This is a genomic window from Xanthomonas campestris pv. phormiicola, from assembly GCA_025666215.1.
GTDB classification, from domain to species: domain Bacteria; phylum Pseudomonadota; class Gammaproteobacteria; order Xanthomonadales; family Xanthomonadaceae; genus Xanthomonas_A; species Xanthomonas_A campestris_A.
This window is the reverse complement of record CP102593.1, coordinates 890,940-903,842: the sequence shown is the minus strand read 5'-3', so window position 1 is coordinate 903,842 and position 12,903 is coordinate 890,940. Positions and strand designations below refer to the sequence as shown.

The 12,903-nt window shown below is 69.9% G+C and carries 15 protein-coding genes; 9 read left to right on the top strand and 6 right to left on the bottom strand.

Translation table 11 applies throughout. The features are described from left to right. Nucleotides 1-110 precede the first annotated feature (110 nt). From rimI to pssA, 3 genes are read right to left on the bottom strand one after another with little or no spacing between them, the layout of a single operon-like run. Nucleotides 111-602: a ribosomal protein S18-alanine N-acetyltransferase gene (gene rimI / locus NRY95_03695; protein UYC17084.1), complete on the bottom strand. Its 492-nt coding sequence runs from the start codon at nucleotides 600-602 to the stop codon at nucleotides 111-113. Further along, nucleotides 599-1,096 (bottom strand): alanine acetyltransferase, encoded by a 498-nt coding sequence (locus NRY95_03690; GenBank protein UYC18488.1) that lies wholly within the window; start codon nucleotides 1,094-1,096, stop codon nucleotides 599-601. The genes rimI and NRY95_03690 overlap by 4 nt, the downstream gene beginning before the upstream one ends. Nucleotides 1,097-1,104: 8 nt before the next feature. Then, nucleotides 1,105-1,881 carry a CDP-diacylglycerol--serine O-phosphatidyltransferase gene (pssA, locus tag NRY95_03685; GenBank protein ID UYC17083.1) on the bottom strand — a complete coding sequence of 259 codons (777 nt, stop codon included), beginning with the start codon at nucleotides 1,879-1,881 and terminating at the stop codon, nucleotides 1,105-1,107. Nucleotides 1,882-1,961: 80 nt separating this feature from the next. On the opposite strand from pssA, the gene NRY95_03680 reads away from it, so the two are divergent. From NRY95_03680 to NRY95_03670, 3 genes are all read left to right on the top strand, one after another. Next, nucleotides 1,962-2,354: a DUF4124 domain-containing protein gene (locus NRY95_03680; protein UYC17082.1), complete on the top strand. Its 393-nt coding sequence runs from the start codon at nucleotides 1,962-1,964 to the stop codon at nucleotides 2,352-2,354. Between the two features lie 113 nt (nucleotides 2,355-2,467). After that, a complete protein-coding gene (locus NRY95_03675; GenBank protein ID UYC17081.1) occupies nucleotides 2,468-4,162 on the top strand; it encodes a proline--tRNA ligase in 1,695 nt (564 codons plus the stop codon). A gap of 281 nt (nucleotides 4,163-4,443) precedes the next feature. Next, nucleotides 4,444-4,911, top strand: coding sequence for an H-NS histone family protein (locus tag NRY95_03670; protein UYC17080.1), 468 nt, complete (start codon nucleotides 4,444-4,446; stop codon nucleotides 4,909-4,911). Nucleotides 4,912-5,102: 191 nt separating this feature from the next. Here NRY95_03670 and NRY95_03665 read toward each other — a convergent pair whose 3' ends face one another. The 3 genes from NRY95_03665 to NRY95_03655 all read right to left on the bottom strand — a co-directional run bounded on the left by NRY95_03665 (nucleotide 5,103) and on the right by NRY95_03655 (nucleotide 7,123). Continuing rightward, nucleotides 5,103-5,342, bottom strand: coding sequence for an ATP-binding protein (locus NRY95_03665; GenBank protein UYC17079.1), 240 nt, complete (start codon nucleotides 5,340-5,342; stop codon nucleotides 5,103-5,105). Between the two features lie 420 nt (nucleotides 5,343-5,762). Then, on the bottom strand, nucleotides 5,763-6,518 hold the full coding sequence (locus NRY95_03660) for a hypothetical protein (protein ID UYC17078.1): 756 nt from the start codon (nucleotides 6,516-6,518) through the stop codon (nucleotides 5,763-5,765). Further along, nucleotides 6,515-7,123 (bottom strand): response regulator transcription factor, encoded by a 609-nt coding sequence (locus tag NRY95_03655; GenBank protein ID UYC17077.1) that lies wholly within the window; start codon nucleotides 7,121-7,123, stop codon nucleotides 6,515-6,517. Before NRY95_03655 ends, NRY95_03660 begins: the two co-directional genes overlap by 4 nt. A 330-nt stretch (nucleotides 7,124-7,453) precedes the next feature. On the opposite strand from NRY95_03655, the gene NRY95_03650 reads away from it, so the two are divergent. The 6 genes from NRY95_03650 to NRY95_03625 all read left to right on the top strand — a co-directional run bounded on the left by NRY95_03650 (nucleotide 7,454) and on the right by NRY95_03625 (nucleotide 12,901). Next, complete coding sequence (locus tag NRY95_03650; GenBank protein ID UYC17076.1) at nucleotides 7,454-8,986, top strand: acyl--CoA ligase; 1,533 nt, start codon at nucleotides 7,454-7,456, stop codon at nucleotides 8,984-8,986. A gap of 74 nt (nucleotides 8,987-9,060) precedes the next feature. Beyond that, nucleotides 9,061-9,312 (top strand): acyl carrier protein, encoded by a 252-nt coding sequence (locus NRY95_03645; protein ID UYC17075.1) that lies wholly within the window; start codon nucleotides 9,061-9,063, stop codon nucleotides 9,310-9,312. A gap of 10 nt (nucleotides 9,313-9,322) precedes the next feature. Next, on the top strand, nucleotides 9,323-9,820 hold the full coding sequence (locus NRY95_03640) for a hypothetical protein (GenBank protein ID UYC17074.1): 498 nt from the start codon (nucleotides 9,323-9,325) through the stop codon (nucleotides 9,818-9,820). Beyond that, the gene (locus NRY95_03635) at nucleotides 9,817-10,959 is read left to right on the top strand and encodes a beta-ketoacyl-[acyl-carrier-protein] synthase family protein (GenBank protein UYC17073.1); all 1,143 of its coding nucleotides are present in this window, start codon (nucleotides 9,817-9,819) and stop codon (nucleotides 10,957-10,959) included. Before NRY95_03640 ends, NRY95_03635 begins: the two co-directional genes overlap by 4 nt. Next, nucleotides 10,956-11,489, top strand: a complete 534-nt coding sequence (locus tag NRY95_03630) for a hypothetical protein (protein UYC17072.1) — start codon at nucleotides 10,956-10,958, stop codon at nucleotides 11,487-11,489. The genes NRY95_03635 and NRY95_03630 overlap by 4 nt, the downstream gene beginning before the upstream one ends. Next, a complete protein-coding gene (locus tag NRY95_03625) occupies nucleotides 11,486-12,901 on the top strand; it encodes an acyl--CoA ligase (GenBank protein ID UYC17071.1) in 1,416 nt (471 codons plus the stop codon). Before NRY95_03630 ends, NRY95_03625 begins: the two co-directional genes overlap by 4 nt. The last annotated feature ends 2 nt before the right edge of the window (nucleotides 12,902-12,903 follow it).

The window sequence follows — 12,903 nt, the reverse complement described above, 5'->3', positions numbered from 1 at the left end:
CCACCGCATTCCGCCGGCCGTAAAACGGCCAAGGCCGAAATGCTCCAATCGTCGGAAGTGAAACGGCGCACACCGGCCGCAGAGCGGCGGCGGCGGCAGGCCGTCGCGGGTTACGACATGCCTTCGAAGAACAGCTCGATCGCCATCACCAGCGCGTCCTCGCGGCCGTTGGCCGCCGGGTAGTAGCGCGGGCGGCGGCCGATCTCGTTGAAGCCTTCGCTGTGGTACAGCGCGATCGCGCTGGGATTGGACGGGCGCACTTCCAGGAACACGCGGCGCGCGCCCAGATCGGCGCCGTACTTGATCAGCGCACGCAGCAGCAGGCGGCCGTAGCCGCGCGATTGCCGTTCCGGCGCGACGCAGACGTTGAGGATGTGCGCCTCGTCGGCGGCGACGCTGATCACGCCGTAGCCGACGATCTGGCCCTGCTCCAGCAGCACCCAACCCGGATAACCCGCCTGCAGGCAGTCGCGGAAGATGCCGCGCGTCCACGGGAACGGATAGGCGCGGCGCTCGATCTCCATCACCGTGTCCAGGTCGGTCTCGCGCAACGCGCGCAGCGTCGCCGCCGCCAGCGAGGACGCCGTGCCCAGCGCGCTCATCGCAGCGCCTGCTTGCGCAGCGCGCGCAGCTGCGGCCACAGCGCGCGCTTGGCGGCGGCGTTGCCGCGCAGCTCGGCCAGCGGCCAGGTCGCCATCAACGCCTGCGTGGCCGGATCGTTCGGATTGCGCCCGGAGGCGCGCAACAGCGCGATCTGCAGCCGATCGGGCAGACGCAGGCCGGCGCGGCGTGCGGCCGGCGCGGGCGCCGCGCGCGGCGGCTCCGGATAGTCCGCGGGCGCGGCCGGCGCGCGCCCGCGCGGCGACGGCTCCGCAGGCGCGGGCGCTACGGCGCGCGGCGCGTGAGACGATGTCGCGTGCGCGGACGCCCTGGCCGGCGCAGCCACGTCGGCGGCAGGGGCATTGCGCTGCTCGGCCAGCGCCGGCTGCGCGACCACCGCGCCGACGTCGGCGTCGGCCCCGACATAGAGCGTATGGCCCAATGCCTGCAGCCAGCCGTGCTGCTCGGCCGACCACAGCGGCGCGGCGTTGGCCATCGCCTCGCTCACGTCGCGTCCGGCAGCTTGCGCCAGCGCCGCCACAGCCAGTAGCAGGGGCCGGACAGGGCGTACAGCACGCCGATCGCCAGCAGCGCGCGCGACAGGTCGATGACCAGCACCGCGATCACCACCGGCGCCAGCACCAGCATCAGGAACGGCACCCGGTCGGCGCGCGGGCCTTTCGCGGCACCGCCCTTGAAACTCCAGAAACGGATGCGGCTGACCATCAGCAGCGCCGCGACCACGGTCAGGCCCAGCGCCACGTAGCGCAGTTGCTCGCCGTCCCAGCCCAGGTTGCCGTCGGCGAACGCCCACACGAAGGCCATCATCAGCCCGGCCGCGGCCGGACTGGCCAGGCCCACGAACCAGCGCTTGTCGACGGTGCCGACCTGGGTGTTGAAGCGCGCCAGGCGCAGCGCGGCGCAGGCCGCGTACAGGAACGCCACCGACCAGCCGACCCGGCCCATCACGCTGCCGTCGAACTTCAGCGCCGACAGCGACCAGTGGTACATCACCAGCGCCGGGGCCATGCCGAAGCTGACCAGGTCGGCCAGCGAGTCGTACTGCACGCCGAATTCGCTGCTGGTGCCGGTCAGCCGCGCCACCCGCCCGTCCAGCCCGTCCATCACCGCGGCGACGAACACCGCCACGCTGGCGTGCACGAACTGGCCGTTGGCGGCGGCGATGATGGCGTAGAAACCGGAGAACAGGCCGGCGGTGGTGAACAGGTTCGGCAGCAGATAGATGGTGCGCGAACGGGGAGGCGGTCGGGATGGGTCCATGCCGGGCAGTTTAATCGACTTGCCAGGCCCGACGGCGGGTGCTGCAATCGGCCCTCGCCCCATGCCCCCTGGAGAACGTGATGCGCGCCCTGACCCGGCTTTGCTGCCTGTCCCTGCTCGCCGCCAGCGGCATGGCCGGCGCCGCCACCCTGTACCAATGGAAGGATGCGCAGGGCGTCACCCACTATTCGCAGAGTCCGCCGCCGGGCGGAAAGTACCAGGCGCGGCGGGTCGACAGCCATGGCAGCGCCCCCGTCGAGGCCACCGAGATCGCCGCCCCGGCCGAGAACGCCAACTGCCTGAGCGCGCGCAGGAACCTGGACATCCTGGGCAAGCCGGGCAAGGTGATGACCGACCGCGACGGCGACGGCAAGCCCGACGGAGAACTGGACGAAGCCCAGCGCGACGCGCAGAAGGGCCTGGCCGAGGCCGCGATCAAGGCCTATTGCGCGCCGCCCGCCGCCGCGGAGTGAGCGCGCCGCGGCGACGCGGACACGGCGCAAGCCCCCGCGCATCCCCGCAGTGCATCCCCGCAACCCAGGCAATGACTGGCAAAATGGGCGCCCGCCGTTAGCGAAGCCCCTCGATGCGCCTTTCCCAGTTCCACCTGCACACCACCAAGGAAACTCCGGCCGACGCCGAACTGGTCAGCCACCGGCTGATGCTGCGCGCCGGCATGATCCGCAAGCTCGCCTCCGGCCTGTACACCTGGTCGCCGCTGGGTCTGCGCGTGCTGCGCAAGGTGGAAGCGGTGGTGCGCGAGGAAATGAACCGCGCCGGCGCGGTGGAAGTGCTGTTCCCGACCATCCAGCCGCGCGAGCTGTGGGACGCCACCGGGCGCTGGAAGAAGTTCGGCGGCCTGATGCTGCGGATGAAGGACCGCAAGGAGCAGGAATACTGCTACAGCCCCACCGCCGAGGAGGCCGCCGCCGATTTCGCGCGCCAGGAACTGAGCAGCTACAAGCAGCTGCCGGTCAATTTCTACCAGATCCAGACCAAGTTCCGCGACGAGATCCGGCCGCGCTTCGGGGTGATGCGCGCGCGCGAGTTCCTGATGAAGGACGCCTATTCGTTCCACGTCAGCGACGAGGACCTGGCCCGCGAATACGAGAACATGAAGGCCGCCTACAGCCGCATCTTCACCCGCCTGGGCCTGCAGTTCCGCGCGGTGCAGGCCGATTCGGGCGACATCGGCGGCGACGCCTCGCAGGAATTCCACGTGCTGGCCGAGTCCGGCGAGGATTCGCTGGCGTTCTCCACCGGCTCGGACTACGCGGCCAATGTCGAGACCGCGGTCGCCGCCGACCCGGCGCCGCGCCCGGCGCCGCAGGAAGCGCTGCGCAAGGTCGCCACCCCCACCCAGAAGACCTGCGAAGCGGTGGCCGAGTTGCTCGGCGTCGCGCTGCAGCGCACGGTCAAGTCGGTCGCGGTGATGGCCGGCGAGGTCTTCGTGCTGGCGCTGGTGCGCGGCGATCACGCGGTGAACGAGATCAAGCTGGGCAAGGTCGCCGGCCTGGCCGGCTACCGCATGGCCAACGAGGCCGAGATCCGCGCCCACCTCGGCAGCGAGCCGGGCTTCCTCGGACCGCTGAACCCCAGCCAGCCGATCCGCGTGGTCGCCGACCGCGACGTGGCGGCAATGGCCGATTTCGTGGTCGGCGCCAACGAAGCCGGCTTCCATCTGGCCGGGGTCAACTGGGGCCGCGACCTGCCCGAGCCGGACACCGTGGCCGACCTGCGCAACGTGGTCGAGGGCGAACGCGCGCACGACGGCGGACAGATCCGCCTGGCGCGCGGCATCGAGGTCGGCCATGTGTTCCAGCTCGGCCGCCAGTATGCGCAGGCGCTGGACGCCACCGTGCTGGACGAGAACGGCAAGACCGTGGCGATGGCGATGGGCTGCTACGGCATCGGCATTTCGCGCATCGTCGCCGCGGCGATCGAGCAGAACCACGACGAGGCCGGCATCCGCTGGCCGCAGCCGATGGCGCCGTGGTCGGTGGCGGTGTGCGTGATCAATCCCAAGCGCGATCCGGCGATCGACGCGGCCGGCGAGGCGCTGCTGGCCGAACTGCAGCAGTCCGGCCTGGACGCCGCGCTCGACGATCGCGGCCTGCGCGCCGGCGCGATGTTCGCCGATATCGAACTGATCGGCATCCCGCACCGCGTGGTGGTGTCCGAGCGCGGGCTGGCGGCCGGCACCTTCGAATACCGCGCGCGCAGCGGCGGCGAGGCCGAGAGCCTGGACCGGGCCGCCTTGCTGGCGCGCCTGCAGGGTTAATTCGGTAAGGCCGGGAATATATCCCGGCCTTTTTTCTTGCGCGGCCGCCATCACGACACGGCCTCGACATTTGCCGCGCCAATATGCCGAGCGAATCGGAGCCTCACCGCGCTTTGATTTGACAATCGGAATTCGGCGCGTATAAGTATCACGCACACCGATCCCGCGACGGCCGGCTTATCGAAATAACCGGAATATTTGTCAATCCGATAAAGCGATATTATGATTCCGCTCTAGCCAGGGAATGGCGGTATGCTCACCATCCATTTTCCGGAGTACAGATGACCATCGATCTCAGTGGCCTGTCGGCCAAGCAGTTGGGCGCTCTCATCAAGACGGCCAAGAAGCAGCAGACCATCGTCGCCAAGCGCACCCCCATCGCCAAGGTCCGCACCCAGCTGGCCCGCCTGGCCAAGAGCCACGGTTACAGCATCGACGAAGTCTTCGCTGGCGCCGCGCCCGCCAAGCGCGGCCGCAAGGCGGTCGGCAAGCCGGGCCCGAAGCCGGGCCGCAAACTGGGCAAGGTGCCGCCGAAATACCGCAATCCCGCCAATGCAGCCGAAACCTGGACTGGCCGCGGCAAGCAGCCGCGCTGGCTGGCCGATCTGGTCGCCAAGGGCAAGAAGGTCGAGGATTTCCTGATCGCCGGCGGCGCCGCCAAATCCGCCGCGCCGGCCAAGAAAACCGCCAGGAAGGCGGTCAAGCGCGTGGCCAAGAAGGCCAGCAAGAGCGCCGCGCCGAAGGCCTGATCCGGCAGCGCAGACGGCAACGGGAAACGCCGGCCATGCCGGCGTTTTTCTTTTTCGGATCGACGCCGCGGCCGCGCCGCGGGAACACCGGGCCCAGGGCCGTCTCGATCGCGAATGGCCACGGCGCCGTTTTCCATCGACCGCGCGCGGCGGCCGATTCCGCCGCCTGTATCGCTGACACCCCAGCGCATTTAGAAGATGGCGCGGTGGGATTCCACCGGTTTGGCCAGCGGCAGGCGTAGCCGGAAAGCGCTGCCGCGCCCCTCCCGCGAGAGCACCGTGACCGAATGCCCAAGACGTCGCGCCATTGTGGCGACGATGGACAGCCCCAGACCCAGGCCATCGTTCCCGGCGGCGCCCTCGAGCCTGTGGAAGGCTTGGAAGATCGTCTGGTAGTGCTGGGGGGCGATGCCGATTCCGGTGTCGATCACGTCGACCCTGACATCGCCGCAACGGCGGCGGCACGCCGCCACGCGCCGTATAGCGGATCGCATTGGAGATGAGGTTGCGGAGCACCAGCTCCAACAGCACCGGATCGGAGAACACGACGCTGGCGGTTTCCCGGGTGCGATAACGCAGCCCCTTGAGCTCGGCCAATGGCGCCATTTCCGCCTCCAGCTTGCTCAACAGCTGCTGCAGCGCGAAGACGCGCGGACTGGGAGGTAACGCGCCCAATTCGACCCGCGAAAAATCCAGCAGCGTCGTCAGCATGCCGGCGGCGGTCGTGGCGGCGACCTTGGCGCTGTCCAGCAAGCGTTGTTGACGCGCATCCAGCACGCCGCCGGCGAGGGCCTCGAGAAACAAGCACTGCGCCTGGATCGGCTGGCGCAGGTCGTGCCCGACAGCGGCCATCAAGCGGTACAGCGCCGTGTTGGACTGCCGGGCGCGTTGCAGCGAGAGACGGAGCTGCTGCAGATCGTTTCGCAGCCGGTCGGCGGCGCCGCCGCACAGCGATTGCCGCTGCAGTTGTGCGGCCAGATCGTTCCTGACCAGACGCACTCGCCGGTACACCCCCAGGCCGCACAGCAACGTCGCAATACCGAGCGCACGGTAGATCCCCTCGCCCGGGCCAGCAGTTCCGCGGCGATCAACACGCAAGGCAGCAGGATCATGCCCAGAGACAGGCGTTGCATCGTCGCCAGGAGCGGCACATGGGCGTTGCCCAACGCCACCAGCACGATCAGCACCGTCATGATCAAAGGCGGCCGGTAGGCATTCTGCAGCGCGATCTCGACGAGCATCGCCCAGGTGGCGCTCTCCAGCGCGCCAACCACCGCCAGAACGCCGACGACACGCCGCACGCACGCCTCGCTCAACCCGATCCGCAATGCCCGGCAGACATACCGGCAGACATAACCGACCTGCGCGGTCCGGCAGGCCAGAGCAAGCACGTACCACAGCAGCAATTGGCCGTGGACGCGGCCTGGATCCGGATACCCGTCCAACGCGACCAGACTCATCCAGACAGGCCTGCCGCTGCCATCGCGGGCCAACAGGAAGACCGCCATCAGCCCCGTGGCCAGCAGCACTGTCTTGCCCAGCGAGCGGGAGAAATCCACCAGAACACACTGCGTCGCTTCGCGACGCGCAAAAGTGTCATGCGTCATGGGAACAGCCCGAGTCGGCGCGCGGCATACGCCGCTTCGGTGCGACAGGAGACATCGAGGATGGCCAGCATGTGTTGCACGTGGCAACGGACGGTGTGCTCGGAGCGATGCAGCCGACGCGCGATCTGCTTGTTCGTCAGCCCCCGGCGCAGCAGCTCGAGCACGTCCATCTGACGCGGTGTGAGCGACACCGGCGCAGCGGGAATGGCGTTCGTCTCGGCAGTTGCGCCGGAAATCAGCAGGCGCACGCGTTCCAGCAGCCGCTCCGGCCGCTCGGCCTTGCTGAGGAACTCCACTGCACCGCGCTGGATCGCCTCGCAAGTCACGGTATCGAGATCGAGATCGAGATCGAGGGCCGACACGATCACGATCTTCGCCTGGGGCCAACGCTGCTGCAGAGCGGCGATGCCATCGAGACCGCTGGCCCCGCGCGGTTGCACATCCAGCAGGATCAGATCGAGCGTTTTCCGCTCGAGCGACAGGGCTTCATCGAGCGCTCCGGCCTCGATGACCGTCGTCTGCGGCAAGCGCATCTCCAGCATCAAGGCAACACCCGAGCGAAAGAGCGGGTGATCGTCGATGAGCAGAACTGAAGGGCCTGACATGCGCCTGTCTACCTAGGACGACAAATCCGCTTTTCCAGTAACACGTTAGTGAAAATGAGCGATGCCATGGTTTATGGTTTCGCTCACGCTTTACGTTTCGGCTTCGTTGAACGAACCCACCCGTTTGCGCGAGCGGGACGGCTTCCTCCCACGACGCATTGGCGCAGATGAACTGGTTGAAATCCGTCATGCAACGCTGCGACACACGTTGGCACAAGCGACATCGCCATGCACCGTGACGCAGCGCAGCCATGCGTGCGTCCGTACGCTCGCGCACGTGACGCCGGCCGCCCTCCTTCCCCTTTCTCGCTTGAAGATCGATCGCCCGATATGAGCCTGCTTGCCGAATTCCATAGTGTTGCGATACAGCATGCGGATGCGCCCGCCGTGCTGGAGGACGAGCGCGCGGTGTCCTACGCGGAACTGGCCCAGTGCATCGAGCGGATGGCCTGCGGACTGCAGCGGGCGGGCGTGAGGCAAGGCGAACGCATCGCCATCCACTTGGGCAATTGCGTGGAACTGGTGACACTGTACTACGCGTGCCTGCGCATCGGCGCTGTGATCGTGCCCCTGCACCGGCGCCTGGTCGCCGGCGAGATCGACTATCTGCTCGGCCACAGCGGCGCGCGCTACTACGTGGGCGATCGGCAGGCGCATGCGCGTTACGCTGCGGTGGTCGACGCCAGCGCCATGCTGGAACAGGCATGGGTCGTCGGCAACGACGTGCGCGCGGGCAAGTTCCTGCCCTGGTCCGACCTGCTCGCCGCGGCCGCGACGCCGACGCCACTGCCGGATGCGCAACCGCACTGGCTGGCGGCGATCCTCTACACCTCCGGCACCACCGGCACGCCCAAGGGCGTAGTGCATTCCCAGGCCACGCTGGCATCGGCCGTCGGCCTGATGCAGACCACCATGCCGCCGCGCGGCGCCGCCGGTGCGGCAGGTCGCGGCGCAGTGCATTCGATGCTGGACGCGATCGTGCCCTGGAGCATCCTGATGATCCTCGCCGCGCACCGCCTGGAGCGCGCGGTGGCCCTGCTGCCCACGCTCTCGGCGGACACCACGCTGGCGCTGCTGCACAGGCGGCCGCTCAGCTTCCTCAAGGGCACGCCGTCGCATTTCAAGCAGGTGCTCGCGTCCGCACGGCAGGCCGGCGGGGCGCACCACGACGCGCTGATCGACACGTTCTGCGTGGCCGGCGGTGACCTGTGCCCGCCGGAACTCGGCGCGGCCTGGCGCGCGCATTGGGGCGTGGCGTTGCGCAGCACCTACGGCATGACCGAATCCGGCGGGCCGATCTTCTGCCAACCCAACGTCGACGCCACCGCGCAGCCGTCGATCGGCTGGCCGTTGCCCGGGGTGGATGCGCAACAGGCCGACAGCGGCGAACTGCTGGTGCGCTCGCCAGCCAACACGCTGGGGCTGTGGAACGCGCAGGCGCCCGACCGGCTGCCGGCGGACCGCTGGCTCAGCAGCGGCGATCTGGTGCAGCCGCAGGACGATGGCAACTACCTCATCGTCGGCCGCGAGAAGGATCAGTTGAAATCCGACGGCTATCCGATCTCGCCACTGGAAGTGGAACAGGCGCTGCTGAAGCTGCCGGCGATCGCCGAGGCGGTGGTGTTCGGCATTCCCGACGCGGCCACCGGCGAACGCGCGGTGGCGATGCTGCGGACCGCGAGCGGACAAGACATCCCCGAGCACGTACTGAAAGCCCATCTCACCGACCTGATCGCCGAGTACAAGCATCCGCGCCAATACCTGTTCGTCGCGCGCATTCCCGTGAACGCAGCCGGGAAATTGAGCCGCAAGCAACTGGCGCGCGACTACCGGCAAGCGCAAGGCGCGGGCACAGCACCCTAGCGCATCGCCGTCTCCTTCCGCCGGTCCCGCCGCGGGCCGCGACACGCCTTTTCGCAAGCAGCCGGAGCCATGCAGTGAACGAGACCGAGAAAACCATCGTCGACATCCTGGTCGACGACCTGTTCGTCAGCACGCCCCGGGCGGACATCGACCTGCATGCCAACCTGCGCACCGCGCTGGGGCTGGACTCGCTGGGGTTCAGCGAGCTGCGCGCGCAGTGCGAGTACGCCTTCGGCGTCAAGATCGAGGACGCGGACTTCAATCCGAAGCACTTCGATTCGGTGCACACGCTGGCGCAGTTGCTGACCGCGCTGAAGGCCGGATGAGGACCACGCGATGACCCACTCCGTCACCGAGCAGGCGCAGCGCGCGCCGCGCCGCATGGGCTTCACCGAACTCAAGACCTGGCTGCGCCATCGCCATCCGATGGTGTATCTGGACCGCGTGCTGGATTACGAGCCGGGCGCGCGCATCGAGACGCTGATGGCGGTGTCCGGCCAGTCCGATGCGGTGGCCGGACATTTCCCGGAGCGCGCGATCTACCCGGCCAGCCATCTCATGCAGGCCATCGCGCAGTCGGCGATCATCCTGTTCCAGTTGTCCACCTCGCGCCTGGGCGAGGACGAGGTGACGCTGATCGGTTCGGTCAAGTCGCGCTTCACCCGTCCGGTGGTTCCGGGCGACCGGGTGATCTTCGCGCTGGCCTGCGAGAGCCTGCGCCCGGCCTTCTTCACCTTCTCCTGCCGGGCGACGGTAGACGGACACCAGGTCGGGGCGCTGCGAGGGTCGCTGGTGCGCAAGACCCTGGCGGAACTGGGCAACCCGTTATGGTGAGCGACCCGCAGGAGGTCTGGGTGACCGGAATGGCCTGGTGCACCGCCCTGGGCGAGGACCTGGACGCGGTCTGGCAGGCGCTGCTCGCCGGCCGCTCGGGGATCGCGCCGATCGCCTCCGAGGCGCCCTTGCGCAGCCTGCTCGGCGCGCCGGTCGGCGGGCTGGACCCCGAACTGCCGCCGCGCGCGCGACAGCATCGGCTGGCCGCCACGACCCTGCACCGCGCGCTGCAGGATGCCGGCCTGGACCCTTCCTGCACCGACGTCCTGCCGGTGCTGGCGACCAGCTACGGCCATCACCTGGACGTGCCGGAGACCGAATCGCTGTCGCTGTGGGCGCACGAGGCGGCCCACGCGGCCGGCTGCCGGACACCGCCGGTGACGGTCAGTACCGCCTGCTCGGCGGGCGCCGATGCCTTGCTGGCCGGGCTGAGCTTCCTCCGTAACGGGCTTGCCAGCGCCTGCGTCTGCGGCGGCGCGGACATCCTCACGCCCGGCAAGCGCCTGGGCCATTCGCAACTGGGCACCCTGGCCAGCGGCGGCCTGCGCGCCTTCGACCAGGCCCACGACGGCACGCTGCTGGGCGAAGGCGCGGGCTTCCTGGTGCTCGAGGCCGCCGCCGCGGCGCGCGCGCGCGGCGCGCGCTGCCATGGCGTCCTGGCCGGGGCCGGCTCGGCGAACGATGCGCTCAGCGCGGTGGCGCCCGACACCTCCGGCACCGCCCTGGCGCTCGCGGTGCAACGGGCGCTGCGCAGCGCCGGCATCGACGCGGCCCAGGTCGACCTGATCAGCACCCATGGCACCGGCACGCGCCTGAACGACACACTCGAGGCCACAACCTACGGCGCGCTGTTCGCCGATGCGCCGCGTCCGCCGCTGCTGTTCGGCACCAAGGGCGCCTTCGGCCACACCCTGGGCGCGACCGGCGCGCTGGAAGCGATCACCGTGCTGCTGGCGCTGGACGCGCAGGCGGTGCCGCCCATCGTCGGCCTGGAACAGCCGATCGCGGACGCGCGATTGCCGCTGGCCACCGGCACGCCCACGCCATGGGCCGCGCGGATCGGCCTCAGCGTGACCCTGGGCTTCGGCGGCTTCGATACCTGCCTGGTGCTGCGGCGGGCGCAGGAGACGCGCCCATGACCGGCCTCGATTGGACCATGGCCGGGGTCCGGGTGCTCGGCCAGGGCAGCGCCGAAACCGAGGCGAGCTTGCCGCCGCGGCAGGCGCAGAAGGCATCGGCCTATGCCGATCCGCTCGCCTGGCTGCTGCTGGACGCGGTGGAACGGACCCTGGCCCCCTGCCGCGACGCGGTGCTGGCCGCCCACGCCACGGTCGGGCAGATCGTGGTCAGCGACCTGTGCACCCTGCCGACCATGCGCCACATCGCCCGCGACCTGGCCAGGAACCGGCTGTCGCCGCTGCGCTTCTCCGGCGCCTGCCCGGGCTTGATCTGCAGCGTGCCGGCGCAGCAGTTCCGCTTCAACGGCCCGAGCCTGGTGCTGTCGATGCCACCGGAGTCCGGCATGACGTACGCGGCGCTGCTGGCGCGCGACTGGCTGCACAGCGCCGCGGCGAGCCACGTGCTGCTCAGCGCGCACCACGCCGATGCCGCCGGGCACCGGATGGTCTGCACTCTGCTGCAGGCCGCGCCAGAGGGCGTGGCGCCATGAGCGCCGGGATCGCCGAAGCGCAGGTGCAGGCGCTGTTCCGCCGCGTGCTGCCGGTGGAAGCCGGCGCGCCGCGCGCCGCGTTCGACGCCTTCGCGCCGCTGTGCCACTGCCTGCAGCGCTGCGGTGCCGGGCCGGGGCGGGCGGTGCTGGTGGTGCTGCCCAACGGCACCGATTTCGTCGCCGCGGTGTTCGCGCTGCTGCTGCTCGATGCGGTGCCGGTGCTGTTGCCCTCGGCGGCGCCACCGGCGCGCATCCGGCGCGTGGCCGACCTGCTCGGCGCCGACCTGCTGATCGCACCGGACCCGGCGCCGGCGACCACGCTGGCGGCGGCAGGCACGCCGCTGAGCCCCGGGCTGCAGGCGCTGCGCCTGCAGGGAGTCGCCCTGCGCGGCTACCAGCCGGGCGAGGTGGTGCTGCTCACCTCCGGCACCTCCGGCATCTTCAGCGGCTGCGTCTTCGCGCTCGCCGACCTGCTGCGCAATGCCGCACGGCATGCCGCGGCGATCGGCCAGGGCGCCGGCGACCGCGTGCTGATCAACCTGCCGATGTTCTATTCCTTCGCCTTCGTGGCGCAGTTGCTGTGCGGCTACGCGCTGGGCAACGAGATGGTGATCGCCGCGCCGCCGTTCACCCCAGTGCATTACCGGCGCCTGCTGCAGGTCCAAGCCATCACCCAGTCGTCGCTGACCCCGCTGATGGTGCAGGCCTTGGCCGAGGCCGATCTGGACACGCTGCCGCCGCCGCTGCGGCGCCTGACCGTGGGCGGCGACGCCCTGCCCGCCGCGCGCGTGACCGCGCTGCTGCACCGCAACCCGGGGCTCGAGCTGTATCTCACCTACGGCCTGACCCAGGCCGGCCCGCGCGTGGCGACGCTGGCGGCACATCGCGAACCGCCGGCGCGGCATGCCTCGGTCGGCCGTCCCCTGGAGGGCGTGGAGGTCTGGCTGCGCGGCCAGCCGGGGACGGACGAGGGCGAACTCATGGTCGCCACCGACACCGCGATGCGGCGGCGCATCCGCGCCGGCGAAGAGGACAGCGCGCCGCCCGCGCACGGCCAGGGCCGCGTGATCGCCACCGGCGACCGCTTCCATCGCGATGCCGATGGCTATTTGTTCTTCCGGCAACGCAACCCGTCCTTCCTCGTGCGTCATGGCGAGAAGGTCTGCCTGCGCTCGGTCTGCGACGCGGTCGAGGCGCTGCCCGGCGTGCTGCGCGCACAGGCCTGGGTGCAGCAGAGCCCGGAGCGCGCAGACACCGCGTCTTTCACCCTGGACGTGCAGTGCTCGGACCCGGACCTGGGCGAGCGCGCCCTGCGGCAGCACCTGGCCAAGGTCCTGCTGCGCAGCGAGCAACCGGACCGGCTGGAACTGAGCTTCGCCCAGGACGGCGGCTGGCAGAAGACCCGCCGCTGAGC